Raw genomic sequence first — 14,181 nt, 5'->3', positions numbered from 1 at the left:
TCTTAGTTTGTTAACACAGGGACAGCAACACCAGCTGCCATGTAAGGGATTACTTTACGAAGAATTGCTTCAATATCATTATGTTCACCGTAATCGGCCAAAGCAATTTCATTTAATGCATCAGCAGAAGCCATAGTGAATACTATCGTTCCTAAAGTGAAATGCAAACGCCAGAACATTTCAGCAGCTGGTATATGCGGCGCACTGGCCGAAACTGCTTGTACAAATGTGGCTAAATACTCGCCATAATGCGTAGTAATAAACCAGCGTAAATGACCTTGGCTTTCAATATAGCCACGCCCCAGCAACTGTAAAAATATAATCGTGCCACCGTTACGGACTTTATTGAGCTCAAGTAACGGTTTAATTAGAGCAGAAAAAATCTCGTTAAGTGATGCATCTTCAGGTGCATGGTGTATACGTTTAATTTCTATCGCGGCGCTTGGCATGAACACATCTAAGTATCTAGCTAATACTGCACGAATTAACTCTTTCTTCGAACCAAAATGGTAATTGACCGATGCCAAATTGACTTCAGCTTTACTGGTGATTAGTCGTAATGAAGTTTCAGAAAAACCTCTTTCAGCAAACAACTTTTCAGCAGCATCAAGTATTCTTGTTTTTGTATCAGTACGGCTTGCCATTCCAGGACCCAAGTTTAATTTAAACACCCGTTTAAATTAATCATTGAGCGCACAGATGTCAATCGAAATTATCAGCTTTATTGATCTAGTTAAGTAACATAAATGGTAACACCACCATCAAATTAGTCGCCTTTATGTAAAATCCTCAACTTTATGAACACACACATAGATAAAAATCATCGAAGCTAATATAATACATTTGCCTTTAAAACGGCCGTCTTAAATTGAACTTAATGCATTACTCAAATCAGGTTTTAATCTTATAAAAATTGAAATATTACAACTGTTAATTTTCGAACTAGGCTCGCCAGATGTTGAACATAACTCCAAGCCAACCATTACCAGAAGCGCTAAATGTAGACATTACGATTAAAATGGACAATAAAAGAGTATTAAAACACTTGCAATAATATCTTTATAATTAGATGAACAAGGCCTTCAAACTAAGATGATTAGTTGATGATAGCGTAAATGGGGTTGTTCATAATAATCGTTTATAAGCTAATGTAAAAAAGGCATAGAACTTATAGTGTAGTGAAAATATTTAGCATTATGTTGTTATCTAAAACCACAGCCCTTTCGATTTAACTCACTATTTTCCACTTTCTTCTGCTGCGATTTCTTCAACATCACAAATACCCCGCCGACACCACCATGGTTATAAGTTGCTGAATGGTATGCTGTAACGGGTTCAATTTGTTGCAACCAATGACACACTGCCGATTTCATTAATGCTGGGTAGGGTTTACTTTTATAACCCTTACCATGAATAATAAGCAGATTACGTTCGCCCCGTTCGTGAGCACTAAAAATACAATTCATTAAACTTTCACGAGCTTGTTTAAGTCGGTACTGATGTAAATCTAGGACTGTTTTAACAGGATACTTACCCTGACTTAATAGTGTAAACACCTCATTTTGGATGCCATCAATTTTATAGCTTACGACCTCATCAGGCTTCACGGCATGAATCAAATATGGCTCCGTTGGCAGTAATTGTAATAACTCATGTTGTTGTGCAGCAGCTCGCTTTGCAAGTTGAGCATCGGTTATACTTGCACAATGAAGTAACGCATTCGCTAATGATGATTGATTTTCATCTTTAAGAGGCATCACATCGGCCATTTCTTGTAGAAATAATTGGTCATCACTTAACGACATATGTCATCTCCTACATATTTTGTAAACATTCTATGCTTTAGCAAAGTAAATGAATAATTTATAGTCATACTAACGGTATCGCTTGTAATTATTGATTGTCAGATAAAAAGAGAACAACCCTTGAAAAGTATATTGACCTTATCCAATACGTCATGGTTAACAACACGGTTAATCATACTCAGTTTGTGTGTAACTGCATTTAACGTGTCTTCAACAGAACTGACTGCAGATCAAACCTTAAATGCTAATTTTGAAAAATTAACTCACGCTTTTGAACAATTAGATTTAACCGCTATGGAAGATATATACACTGAAGATGCAGTGTATATCTCTGAAACCCAAGATAGAGGCATTATTATCGGTAAGGAAAATATTCTAAACTTATATAGCCGATTCTTTAATAAAATAAAACGTAAAAATGCCAAACTTGAGGTCGATTTTAGGATTCTTGTACGATCTATAGAGCCTAATAGCGCAACTGATATCGGTTATTATTTAGTGCGCTTTCACCCAGGAAAAGAATCGGGAGAACCTGTGAGTGAGTTTGCAGGGAAATTTGTCACCATTTTCACGAAAGATAACAAGCAGCAATGGAAAATCAGCGTTGATTCAAATACTCATACAGCACCACATTTTTACTATGACGCGAAACCTGTGCCTAATCTGTATTATGGTCGACAATTTATTGAAGCGACCACAAAAGAATAATCATCATGGTTAATATCAACTCTGTGGACTCAGCATCTTCACAATGTCCTTGTGGTAGTTTACAAACCTATGTGCAGTGTTGTGAACCATATCATTTGAATTATAGTGTAGCGGACACACCAGAGCGCTTGATGCGTTCACGGTATAGCGCATTTGTATTACGCCACTTTACCTATCTAATATTGACCCACCATCCTGACTATTTACAGGGGTTAACGGAACAACAGTTAGCTCAAGGAAATACCCAGTGGCTTGGGCTAGAAGTAGTGTCGTCAAAACAACAATCTGATCATGGTGAGGTGACATTTAAAGCCTGGTTTATTGATAACAAGCAGATTGATGCGATTTATGAATGTTCATCATTTGTTAAACAACAGAATCGCTGGTTTTATACTCAAGGACAACAAATGACAACCAGGTTACCGGGAAGAAATGATCCTTGTATTTGTAATAGCGGCAAAAAATTCAAGCAATGCTGTGCTAAGTGTTTAAGTTAGCAGCAACCTAAAAGGCCACTATTAACAATAATGATTAAAACACGAAATAATAGGTAACAAGGAGAGTGTTAATTGTTCACTAATGTAAACTAAGTTAAATCAATAGTCGCTAAGTACAAAATGACCCTGTAACAGATTCTGTGTAACTACCTAATTTATATATAATCTGAAATTCGTTCTTCAAATTCAATAATAAAGCGATTCAGTGCCGGTTTCCAGTTTCTAATCGGCATTGTCCATTTCTTCGATGCTTGCATAATAGCCAAGTAAACAACCTTCTTCGCTGAGTCATCATTAGGAAACAGTTTACGGTTCTTGATGGCTTTTCTGATAACACTGTTCAATGATTCAATTGCGTTGGTGGTGTAGATTGCTTTTCGGATATCTTCAGGGTAGTTAAATAGTGTATTGAGATTAGCCCAATTTCGCTGCCAAGAGGCTGAGATACTCGGATATTTGTCATCCCATTGCTCGCCAAAACGCGCTAAGTTCAGCAAGGCTTCTTCTTCCGTCACTGAGTGGTAAATCTTCTTTAAGTCAGCAGCAACGACTTTGTAATCCTTATACGGCACAAATTTCATCGAGTTTCGTACCATATGCACTATACAGAGCTGAATTTGTGTTTTCGGATATACGGTATTAATGGCATCAGGAAAGCCTTTTAAGCCATCGATGCAGGCGATGAGGATATCATTGAGTCCTCTGTTTTGAAGTTCAGTCAACACATTGAGCCAAAACTTGGCGCCTTCATTCTCCGCTATCCACATCCCAAGCAGCTCTTTGTGACCTTCAAGGTTGACGCCAAGGGCTAAGAAAATCGCTTTGTTGATGACCTTATTGTTTTCCCTTATTTTAACCACGATACAGTCTAGAAAAACGATGGGGTAAACAGGCTCAAGTGGACGCGACTGCCACTCTATAACCTGGTCTATAACTGAGTTCGTCACTCTAGAAATGAGCGTAGGAGAGATTTCAGCACCATACATCTCATCAAAAGTATCGACAATATCGCGTGTCGTCATACCTTTGGCATACAGATGTAAAATCTTGTCATCCATTGATGTGAAGCGGCTTTGATGCTTCTTAACAATTTCAGGTTCAAAACTGCCATTACGGTCGCGAGGCGTGCCTAACTCAAAGCTACCTTCTTCCGTTTTGACTTTTTTGCTGGAGTAACCATTACGGCTATTGTTAGTGAGGGCTTTCTCATTTTTTTGATAACCTAAATGATGTTCAAGTTCAGCATTTAAAGCTGCTTCAACGGTAACTTTAGTTAACATTGCCCTGAAATCATTTAGGTCTGCTTCAGACTTTATGCCTTTGGCTGCTTGTTTAGCGAAAGCTTCTAATTCTTGTTTATTCATGTGCTACCTTCCATTGACCCTAATAGGGTACTGATTGAAAAGCAGTTACACAAAATTATTTACAGGCTCTACAAAATCGAAATAGAGCCTGTAAATAACTCTTTTAAACCGCCAATATGATTAATGACAACCAACTTGATATTAGAGTCACTTATGAATGATGAAGTCGTTTTGTGTCGTGGGCGTTGATAAACATTGCAAAGTCATTAACACGTATTGCTGGGCTATATAAAAAACCTTGCGCATGATGACAAGCGCTCATAGTTAAAAACTCTTCTTGCTCTTTGGTTTCTACACCCTCTGCCGTTAAAGAAATATTCAGAGCCTTAGCCATTGCGATGATAGCACTCACAATTTCACGGCTCTCATGGCTTGATGAAATATCCATGATAAACGATCGGTCAATTTTTAATTTAGATATCGGGAACTGTTTTAAGTACTTCATTGAACTATAACCGGTTCCAAAATCATCAATAGCCAAACCGACGCCTAATTCGGCCAACTCATGGCACAATTTAATAGCGTAACGAATATCTCCCATTAACTCTGTTTCGGTAATTTCTAAGATTAAGGTCTTTGGTTTTATCCGATAACGAGTGACCAATCGCCAAACTTGTTCATACAAATTACCGCTGAAAAACTGTTTTGGAGCCACATTCACGTGCATGGTGATATTTACATTTTTGTGTTGCCATAAATTAAGTTGTTTGCAGGCGGTTTCTAATACCCATTCACCGATTTGGTTAATCACCCCATTTTTCTCGGCTATATCGATAAATGTCCCTGGATATAGCACACCTTTTTTAGGATGATGCCAACGAATTAACGCTTCTGCGCCAATGTATTGGTTATTTTGTAAGTCCATTAAAGGTTGATAATACAATTCAAACTCTCGGCCACTAATAGCATGATGTAAATCACGTTCTATTTCTGCATTAATGGTAAACGTATCGAGGAGCTTTTCATTGAATAGCTGATAATGAACATCATTTCTTTTCTTAGCATGTTGTAGGGTAATATCAGCACAAGATAATGGGGAGAATAATCCGACTACAGATTTAATATCAACCACGGCAATTGCCGGTTTCGGCTCTATTTTCTCTCTGGAAATTATAGATGGCGCAGCTAAATTCATATACAACTTGCTAACCATTAGCTCTGTATCGGTTTCAAGCTCAATGGGTGGCAATAACACAGCAAATTCATCACTGCCAATTCTAGCGACATCTATTGCGTTTGCTGCCACAGCAAAATGTTTTAAACGTCGCGCAATTTCTACTAATAAACTATCCCCATGATCATGACCATGAGTATCGTTAAAACGTTTGAAGCCTAATAAATCAATCAGGATTAACGTACCCTCTTTAGCATGCTCTAACATAGGGATAAAATGACTACGATTGTGCAACCCAGTTAATGAGCAATGCCAGGCTAGACGCTCCAATTCTGCTTTATGTAAAAATTCTGCTGAATTATCGAAGCTAGACACCAACGCGTAACGCTTGCCTTGTTCTGTCACAAATGGGGTAATGTGATAATTTAACCAATATTCACTACCATCAATTCGTTCTAACTTAAGGTCGCCTTTGACCGTTTCATTGTTGTGTAATTTATTAATAAGGAGGTCAAGACGCTGTGGTGTATCCTTAAATAAATCAAGGCTAATTACGTTATTGTGCTCTACCGAGATACGCGGTAATCCGGTCATTTTCTCATGGGCACTGTTAACATACTCAATAATACGGCTATCGGTATTTATCAGCATGACCACATGGTCAGATTGTTCAGTTGCATTTCGCAATAGATAAATTTGTTCGTTGCTGTCATAAGAGTAGCGAGTCGCTAATGCTAACGCTAATTGGTCAGCGCATTGAATAGCAAATTGAATATCAGAATCTAGCCAATTTATCTCTTCACAGTTTTCAATCGATAGTACACTTTCAATATGGCCATTAATTCGAATGGCAATATCAACACTAGTGACAATGTTATGATGCTGGTAGTACTCAGAAAATGTGTGAATTAGATTAACCTGAGAATTACCATTGGATAAGATATAGCGGTGGGAACGCAATTCATCAAAATATTGAGGTTCAATAGCTGTTGTTCTCAGATTAGACACATGAACTAATTGATCAGCTATTTGACTGGCAACTAAAGTATGCTCACATACACAACTGCCATCGACAATAGAATTATCATTGACAACTAAACCGTCATTTGCGGTGTTATTTTCTAGGGTCCAAACGGACACAAACGATGCAGCGAAATATTCGAGCAGCAGTTGACACACAAACTCAGAGGTTTTTGTAAAATCACCTTGTTGTTTAGCATTAGAATTTACAATTAATTCCAATAAATGCTGTTGATCTTGTCGATTCATTTAAATCCCGAAAAATGGCTTCATTTCCCTAATTTTTTGAAAACATCAAATCAGTTCTATTTATTGTTATTAGCACTGATTTTAAGAGCATGAGTCAAATAATTAGGCAATACATTGGGAGCAAAACTTGCACTAAAAAGCATTCACTTTACTATATTAGTAACAACGACTATGCCTTGATTAAGTAAAGCACATTACACGCGATACTCATAAACAGCAATCACTTCGTTACATATTGTTACGGTTTGTGAGCATTGCAGTAGAGTGTAGCTACACCCCAAAAAAACGTTTTAACAACAATAATTTGGTACCCTTCTATTAACCCTAACATAGACTAAAATTAAAGCTCATTTTCAAGTTGAAAAATCATTTTCTCTACACTAAAAGTAAAATCCAACGTTAGAGTAATCATATTATCTTTATCGACAAGGTTAGCTTTGGTGTCACTAAAACGTTGTTGCGCTGTTGTTTGCATCGCTTGAGCTTGCATCAACGCATCATCACCGGAAAAGTTTAATATTAATAACGTATCGTCAGCTTCAACAACGGCACCAATGTCAACATAACTTCCGCATTCAGTACAACTGTCACTGACATTACCTTGTTGCTGTTTAATTTGTTTAATCATTAGTTTATTCCGTCAATATCGAAAATTATCAGTGTAAATATATCGTAGTTTTGAACGGTTTTTATTAGTCATGCTCACAATTAACATAAATACACATTAGATCTTATCCGTATCATCATGTACGACTCGATAGTTAAGCAAATTGGTGCGATAACGTTTCAGAAATCTTTCGTTGGGTACTTAATTGATCCAGAAAATGCATATCTTCTAATGGTGTGTGTTGTTGGTAAGCATTAATGGCTTTATTTTTTGTCAGGTAATCGCAGTTATTCAACACTTCGATCATTGAATCTGGTTGTGAACCTCTAATAACTAGCGCTTCAGGTGTTAATGCTTGTTGGAGGTGAAACTGCTTAGCACCATGTTGCTGAAACACGATAGCGTTGTCTGTGGTGTCTGGGTGGACTGAAATGTCATCAACCAACAATTGTGGCTGCGGTACTGAAAATTTATTACGCAGCTTTTGCGTGCTTTCTACATCATTATCAAATTGAAATTGCGCCATATCACGAGCGTCAACTGACAACATAGCCAATAGCAAACCAAATTCACCGCGACGATTATGTTCAATCGCGGCGTTTAATCGGTTTCCTATTTGTAATTCATTGACTAATGTTGATTCAATTTGCATATAAAAACATCACTACTTATGCTCGATGCTAATTTATCGACCAAACAGTCATAAACTTTAGGAATATATTCAATTTTATACTTTACATACAAAAGGTTTCTGACTACTATGGCGGCCGCAATTGAGGAGGGGTTCCCGAGTGGCCAAAGGGATCAGACTGTAAATCTGACGGCTCAGCCTTCGAAGGTTCGAATCCTTCTCCCTCCACCATTTGCGTTGCTTCAAAGTTTCAATTTAAAAGTGTTAATGCTGTAAAGAGTTAGAATGTAAAAAGAGAGTAAGAAAAAAGAAAATATGTGGAGGGGTTCCCGAGTGGCCAAAGGGATCAGACTGTAAATCTGACGGCTCAGCCTTCGAAGGTTCGAATCCTTCTCCCTCCACCATCTTTCTTTTATTCCTATTTATCTTGCTGTGGAGGGGTTCCCGAGTGGCCAAAGGGATCAGACTGTAAATCTGACGGCTCAGCCTTCGAAGGTTCGAATCCTTCTCCCTCCACCATCTTTCTTTTATTCCTATTTATCTTGCTGTGGAGGGGTTCCCGAGTGGCCAAAGGGATCAGACTGTAAATCTGACGGCTCAGCCTTCGAAGGTTCGAATCCTTCTCCCTCCACCATTTTACATCTTAGTTTATCTGCTACTTCCAAACACTAATCTCGTTATCTTTAATACCTGCCCTACTATATTATTTTCTTCAGTGTAACGTTCTCATTTTCCTAGTTTGACCGGCAAAATTCATCGCGTTTCATATAAATAACTTACTACTCAATCAGTCAAATACAGTTGTGTATATTTCTATGACCATTATCATTTAATATTTATTTGATCGTGGTTTTACTATCTATATCGATATCCACATTTGGCTCGGTCATGTTTATGATGATTAACACTCCTTTGTGACCATAAGCACTATTCACACACTAACATTTTAGTTATTATTTATTCCTTTTTAGAATAACGAGTGTCCTTGCATGTCATCAACTTGGGTCAATCAGGCCATCGCAAAAATAGAAGCCGATTATCAACGTTCAGCAGATACACATCTTATTAAGTTAGATCTTCCCAAACTTGTTGGCATTGATGTTTACTTAAAAGATGAAAGCACTCACCCAACGGGCAGTTTAAAGCACCGCCTGGCCCGATCACTATTTTTATATGCCTTATGTAATGGCTGGATAAAACAAAACACGCCGATTATAGAATCCTCATCAGGCAGTACAGCGGTATCAGAAGCTTATTTTGCCCGCTTACTTGGGTTACCTTTTATTGCAGTAATGCCAAGCACGACAGCAAAAAAGAAAATCCAACAAATTGAGTTTTATGGTGGTCAATGCTATTTCGTAGAAAACGGCAGTCAGATGTACCCTGAATCGGCACGCTTAGCCAATGAATTGAAGGGTCATTACATTGATCAATTTACTTATGCAGAACGTGCTACGGATTGGCGAGGAAATAACAATATTGCGGATTCAATTTTTAATCAGATGGAAAAAGAACCCCATCCTATCCCAACATGGATTGTGATGAGTCCGGGAACCGGTGGCACTAGCGCTACTATTGGTCGTTATATTCGTTACCAACAACAAACAACTCAATTGTGTGTTGTCGACCCAGAAAACTCTGTCTTCTATGATTACTTTAACAGTGGCGATGCCAGTATTGTTTGCAACAAAAACAGTAAGATTGAAGGTATAGGACGTCCAAGAGTTGAGCCTTCATTTATTGCGGGCGTTGTTGATAGTATGATAAAAATTCCCGATGCAGCCTCAGTTGCGACAATTCAATGGTTAGAGCAACTCCTTGGTCGTAAAACAGGCGCTTCGACCGGCACTAATTTGTACGGTGCATTATTGCTCGCGACTAAAATGCGTCAAACAGGACAAACAGGTTCAATTGTGACCTTAATTTGTGATTCAGGCGATCGTTATTTAGATACTTATTATGACCCTGAATGGGTTAACAGCAATATTGGCTGCTTTAAACATTACCAAGATAAGCTGTTGAAATTTAATGATACTGGATTATTGATTTAGCAATATTATCAACAAAAATGCCGTTGTTATAAGCAACGGCATTTTTGTATTTATCGTGAGCGTCCGGTGAACTACGCCTTGCTTAGATCAACGAGCCAGGGCAAGAGGCTATTAAGGTCACAGTTTGGATGGGATAGCTGCTCCAAGCAGTGTTCGATGTAATCGAACGGAATAAGACCGTTAGCTTTAGCGGTTTCTATGATGCTGTATAAAATAGAGCTGCCTTCAGCACCACGATGGTTGTGATTAAATAGCCAGTTTTTTCGGCCTATCACAAACGGTTTTACTGCTCGCTCTGCGCGGTTGTTGTCGATATTGAGTCGGCTATCTTCTGTGTAACGACTGAGCTTTTCCCATTGATTGAGGCTGTAATGGATGGCTTTGCCTAGAGGGCTTCCCTTTGATACTTGCAGCGATGATTTATCCAGCCATTGCTTAAATAGTACCAATTGGGGTTGTGAGTGGGTGCGCCTAAAATACAGACGCTCTTCCAGGCTCAGTGATTGTATTTGGGTTTCAATGCGGTACAGCTTGGCTATCATGCTCAGTGCCATATCCGCTTTACTGACTTTACCTACTTTGGGTTTTCCTTGCGCCACTAGCGCTTCTTTGAATTTACGCCGTGCATGGGCCCAACAGCCAACAAGCTTATTACTTACCTGCTGGTAAGCTGCGTAACCATCGACCTGTAAATAACCATTAAACACCGTTTGCTCCGTGGCAAGAAAACGGCTCACGCAGGTGCCCGCACGGCTACCGTCTTGATAGTCGTAAAGCACTATGCTGCGTAAACCTTGATATCGAGGCTCAGTGCTTGGCCCATCCGCGCCAGCGCAATACACCCACATATAGGATTTCACCCGCTCATCGTTAATCACTTTGAGGGTGGTCTCGTCCGCATGGATGACTTCTTGTGTTAACAAATGTTTGTGCAGTAAATCATATAAGGGTTTAAACAGAGCGGCGGATTTCATCATCCAATCGGCCATGGTTTGCCGACTTAAGTCGATACCATGTTGCTTGAACAAGGCTTCTTGCCGGTAAAGGGGTAATGCGTACTGATATTTGCTGGTGATGAGTTGGCTTAATAGACTTGGGGTGGCAAAACTTTTAGGAATGGGGCTGACGGGCACGGGCGCTTGCTTGATGTTGGCCTTGGTGCCTTGCGTTTCGCAATGCTTGCAGCTGTATTTTAATCTAACATGCTCAATCACACTGATTTGTGCCGGTATAAACTTAAGCTTCTCACTACTGTCTTGGCCCATTAATGCCAGCTGATGACCACAACTGTCACACTGCTTATCTTCATCACTAATATCATGGATGACGACTTCTCGCGGCAGGTCTTTTGGCAGTAATTTGCGCTTGGCGCGTTGTTTAGGCGGTACTGACACATCAGCATCTGTCGTTAACTCAACAAGCTCATCAACCGTAACTTCAGCTTCGTTAAACAACTCACCTTGATAATCATGGCTTTCGCTGCTGGCCCCGAAGCGCTGTTGTTGTGCGAGGCGAAATTGCTCCAGTAACCGCTGCACCGAGTGTTTAAGCTCAGCAATTTCAGCATCTCTCAACTCGATAGTATTGTCTTTAGTCGCCAGCGTCTCAAGCAATAATTGCTTAAGCAAATCAACGTCGTTGGGTAAGTTGTCAGGGCTTAATTTCATGGTGTTATTATACCAAAACTCCCCCTAGAGAAGGGGGTTGCAGTGATCTGATTATCAAAAACTGCATACGCAATGGCGATCAATTAACTGTAATTCAAGCCACTAACATGTTGATGTCCCAATACATCAAAGCCAGACAGCAGCCAATGAAACTGTTGCTCAGATAAGCTCAGGCACTCATCAATACTTTTAGTCGGCCACTTAAACTTATCCTGCTCGAGGCGTTTGTACCAAAGCGCAAAACCAGTGTCATCCCAGTAGAGGATTTTTAATTTATCGCGGCTTTTATTACAAAAGACAAACACGCTGCCGTCTGTGGCCTGTAGCGACAACTGTTGCTCGACGATAACGGCTAAGCCATTTATGGATTTACGAAAATCCACAGGCTCTCGATGCAAATAGACACTGGGGAGCTCACGAAACATCAACATGCTTGCAGGCCTTTTATCATTTCCAGCAGATAGCTTGCAGGCAAGGTGCTAGGGAAAGTCCATATCCCGGATTGATGCTGAAAAAAATGGTCTGCTCTGGGACCGGAAGTTGAGCTTGGGTAGCCATCGCCGTCGGCGAGGCCAGCGTCGCCTTAACAAATAGTGCGCCCGTTGGAATGCTCATTTTAGCTATGTCTGCTTTGCGGGCGTAAAATCCGCTGATACTGAGTTTATGCAGGCGACAAAAAGCGGTAATCGTCAAGCCGCTAGCGGATTGCTGTTGTATCAAGGCAACCCAATCTTCATGTGAACGTCTAGCCATGTTAACTCCTGATGTAATGATCAGTCGTTAATATAGAGGATGAACAAGAGCTGCTGAAGATGTACTTGCCCGGACGCTTACTATTTATCAACTAATAGCATTAATCAATATTCAAATATTTATGAGTCTGAATAGACAAACGCCAATTACGTGCAATACACACTTTCATCGCTAATTCTGTAGCGCGAGCCTTTTGGCTGATCGGCTGTAAACAAATGGTTTTATCACTGATGTCGATGCCGATTAATAGTGCATCTAACTCTTCAATATGATTCTCTGTGGCTATCGGGTGTTTAATTTCGTTGGCACGGTTCAATGCTTGTTCTAGCACCTTATAGCCCCCTTTCATATTGATTTTAGGCGATACCGTGACCCACACATCTGGATGACATTTCACTTCAAAAGTGCCACTGGTTTCAATCTGGATCTGATACCCTGCTGCAATAAAATCTTGAGTTAACTCAGTTAAATCATACAAACACGGCTCTCCACCGGTTAACACAATATGTTTAGCAGTAAATCCCTTGTCCTTGAACGCTTGTAATAATGTGCCACCAGTATGATCAGCCCATCGGCCGATAGAACCATCAACCTGAATAACTTGATCCGCGGTCACTTTATTTTCGAGTAATACATCCCAAGTTTGCTTAGTATCACACCATGCACAACCTACAGGGCAACCCTGTAAGCGAACGAACAATGCTGGTACACCAGTATAAGTACCCTCACCTTGTATTGTTTCAAATACTTCGTTAACCGGATATTTCATCGTTTACCTTTCTTTTATAGACAAGTATTGGCTACCTGACTGACAACGGGTCGGCATTTATAGAGTATTTTACTGTTAGCTGCAAGTATTTACACCTATGGCTTTGCAGTTGCGCCTGCCTTAGGTAAAATATCATTTATATTGTCTTGAACCACTCAGTGTTGATCATACCGATCTTACCAGTCAGTTCAGTACGTTAAGAGTATATTCATGTCAGATTCAAATCAAAACATCCCAACTAAAGCCCTTGTTGTATTCAGTGGCGGCCAAGATTCAACGACGTGTCTTATTCAGGCTTTGTCCCAATATGACCAAGTTCACGGAATCACATTTGATTATGGCCAGCGCCATCGTCAAGAGATAGAAGTGGCAAAATCTTTGGCAACAGAGTTGAAATTAGTCAGTCATAAAGTGATGGATACCACCTTACTAAATGAGTTAGCCATTTCTGCATTAACCCGTGACGACATTCCTGTTTCACATGAGTTAATGAACAACGGTTTACCCAATACCTTTGTACCCGGGCGTAATATTCTATTTTTAACCTTAGCAGGTATTTATGCTTACCAACTAGGTTGTGATGTCATCATCACTGGGGTGTGCGAAACCGATTTTTCAGGTTACCCAGATTGCCGTAACGAGTTCATACAATCCATGCAAAACTCATTAGCACTAGGTATGGATAAACCCATCAAGATAATAACCCCATTAATGTGGCTCAATAAAGCTGAAACATGGGCATTAGCAGACAAATATCATCAATTAGCCTTAGTGCAACATCAAACATTAACTTGTTATAACGGTATAGTTGGTGAAGGGTGTGGTGATTGTCCTGCTTGTTTACTGCGTCAACGTGGCTTAGAGGATTACCTACAAAACAGCCAATCAGTGATGGCGTCGTTAAACAGTAAATTATAATCGTGTTGTAAAAAATAGCGGGTAGTTA

Annotated in this window: 14 protein-coding genes and 4 tRNA genes; 8 read left to right on the top strand and 10 right to left on the bottom strand. The window is 39.7% G+C overall.

Annotation, left to right across the window (positions count from 1 at the left end; genetic code table 11):
* Window positions 1–2 precede the first annotated feature (2 nt).
* Both FCN25_RS19545 and smrA read right to left on the bottom strand, forming a co-directional pair.
* Window positions 3–644, bottom strand: a complete 642-nt coding sequence (locus FCN25_RS19545) for a TetR/AcrR family transcriptional regulator (RefSeq protein ID WP_137227027.1) — start codon at window positions 642–644, stop codon at window positions 3–5.
* 558 nt (window positions 645–1,202) lie between these two features.
* Window positions 1,203–1,805 carry a DNA endonuclease SmrA gene (gene smrA / locus FCN25_RS19540; protein ID WP_137227026.1) on the bottom strand — a complete coding sequence of 201 codons (603 nt, stop codon included), beginning with the start codon at window positions 1,803–1,805 and terminating at the stop codon, window positions 1,203–1,205.
* A gap of 120 nt (window positions 1,806–1,925) precedes the next feature.
* Here smrA and FCN25_RS19535 point away from each other — a divergent pair, with 120 nt between their 5' ends.
* Window positions 1,926–2,513: a DUF4440 domain-containing protein gene (locus FCN25_RS19535; RefSeq protein ID WP_254693688.1), complete on the top strand. Its 588-nt coding sequence runs from the start codon at window positions 1,926–1,928 to the stop codon at window positions 2,511–2,513.
* Between the two features lie 5 nt (window positions 2,514–2,518).
* A complete protein-coding gene (locus tag FCN25_RS19530; protein WP_137227025.1) occupies window positions 2,519–3,010 on the top strand; it encodes a YchJ family protein in 492 nt (163 codons plus the stop codon).
* Between the two features lie 155 nt (window positions 3,011–3,165).
* Here FCN25_RS19530 and FCN25_RS19525 read toward each other — a convergent pair whose 3' ends face one another.
* The 4 genes from FCN25_RS19525 to FCN25_RS19510 form a co-directional block, all read right to left on the bottom strand.
* Complete coding sequence (locus FCN25_RS19525) at window positions 3,166–4,374, bottom strand: IS256 family transposase (RefSeq protein WP_137227024.1); 1,209 nt, start codon at window positions 4,372–4,374, stop codon at window positions 3,166–3,168.
* Window positions 4,375–4,525: 151 nt separating this feature from the next.
* Window positions 4,526–6,757: an EAL domain-containing protein gene (locus FCN25_RS19520; protein ID WP_137227023.1), complete on the bottom strand. Its 2,232-nt coding sequence runs from the start codon at window positions 6,755–6,757 to the stop codon at window positions 4,526–4,528.
* A 340-nt stretch (window positions 6,758–7,097) separates the two neighbouring features.
* Window positions 7,098–7,385 carry a DUF406 family protein gene (locus FCN25_RS19515; RefSeq protein ID WP_137227022.1) on the bottom strand — a complete coding sequence of 96 codons (288 nt, stop codon included), beginning with the start codon at window positions 7,383–7,385 and terminating at the stop codon, window positions 7,098–7,100.
* Window positions 7,386–7,518: 133 nt separating this feature from the next.
* Entirely contained in the window at window positions 7,519–8,016 is a 498-nt protein-coding gene (locus FCN25_RS19510; protein ID WP_137227021.1) for a VC2046/SO_2500 family protein, read from the bottom strand.
* Between the two features lie 125 nt (window positions 8,017–8,141).
* On the opposite strand from FCN25_RS19510, the gene FCN25_RS19505 reads away from it, so the two are divergent.
* From FCN25_RS19505 to FCN25_RS19485, 5 genes are all read left to right on the top strand, one after another.
* Window positions 8,142–8,226, top strand: a tRNA-Tyr gene (locus FCN25_RS19505).
* An 88-nt stretch (window positions 8,227–8,314) separates the two neighbouring features.
* Window positions 8,315–8,399, top strand: a tRNA-Tyr gene (locus FCN25_RS19500).
* Between the two features lie 30 nt (window positions 8,400–8,429).
* A tRNA-Tyr gene (locus FCN25_RS19495) sits at window positions 8,430–8,514 on the top strand.
* 30 nt (window positions 8,515–8,544) lie between these two features.
* Window positions 8,545–8,629 (top strand) — tRNA-Tyr (locus tag FCN25_RS19490).
* 355 nt (window positions 8,630–8,984) lie between these two features.
* Window positions 8,985–10,046: a PLP-dependent cysteine synthase family protein gene (locus FCN25_RS19485; protein WP_137227020.1), complete on the top strand. Its 1,062-nt coding sequence runs from the start codon at window positions 8,985–8,987 to the stop codon at window positions 10,044–10,046.
* 71 nt (window positions 10,047–10,117) lie between these two features.
* Here FCN25_RS19485 and FCN25_RS19480 read toward each other — a convergent pair whose 3' ends face one another.
* The 4 genes from FCN25_RS19480 to queE all read right to left on the bottom strand — a co-directional run bounded on the left by FCN25_RS19480 (window position 10,118) and on the right by queE (window position 13,235).
* Window positions 10,118–11,713 carry an IS66 family transposase gene (locus FCN25_RS19480; RefSeq protein ID WP_137227019.1) on the bottom strand — a complete coding sequence of 532 codons (1,596 nt, stop codon included), beginning with the start codon at window positions 11,711–11,713 and terminating at the stop codon, window positions 10,118–10,120.
* Between the two features lie 83 nt (window positions 11,714–11,796).
* Window positions 11,797–12,144, bottom strand: a complete 348-nt coding sequence (gene tnpB / locus FCN25_RS19475) for an IS66 family insertion sequence element accessory protein TnpB (RefSeq protein WP_137221684.1) — start codon at window positions 12,142–12,144, stop codon at window positions 11,797–11,799.
* A gap of 16 nt (window positions 12,145–12,160) precedes the next feature.
* Window positions 12,161–12,466 carry an IS66 family insertion sequence element accessory protein TnpB gene (locus FCN25_RS19470; protein ID WP_254693687.1) on the bottom strand — a complete coding sequence of 102 codons (306 nt, stop codon included), beginning with the start codon at window positions 12,464–12,466 and terminating at the stop codon, window positions 12,161–12,163.
* A gap of 100 nt (window positions 12,467–12,566) precedes the next feature.
* Complete coding sequence (gene queE / locus FCN25_RS19465; RefSeq protein WP_137227018.1) at window positions 12,567–13,235, bottom strand: 7-carboxy-7-deazaguanine synthase QueE; 669 nt, start codon at window positions 13,233–13,235, stop codon at window positions 12,567–12,569.
* A 210-nt stretch (window positions 13,236–13,445) separates the two neighbouring features.
* Here queE and queC point away from each other — a divergent pair, with 210 nt between their 5' ends.
* Window positions 13,446–14,153, top strand: coding sequence for a 7-cyano-7-deazaguanine synthase QueC (gene queC / locus FCN25_RS19460; RefSeq protein ID WP_137227017.1), 708 nt, complete (start codon window positions 13,446–13,448; stop codon window positions 14,151–14,153).
* Window positions 14,154–14,181 lie beyond the last annotated feature (28 nt).

Origin of the sequence: Shewanella sp. MEBiC00475 (genome assembly GCF_005234075.1) — a bacterium.
Taxonomy (GTDB): domain Bacteria; phylum Pseudomonadota; class Gammaproteobacteria; order Enterobacterales; family Shewanellaceae; genus Shewanella; species Shewanella polaris.
Note: the sequence above shows the minus strand (reverse complement) of the source record. Positions and strands in the feature narration are given on the sequence as shown.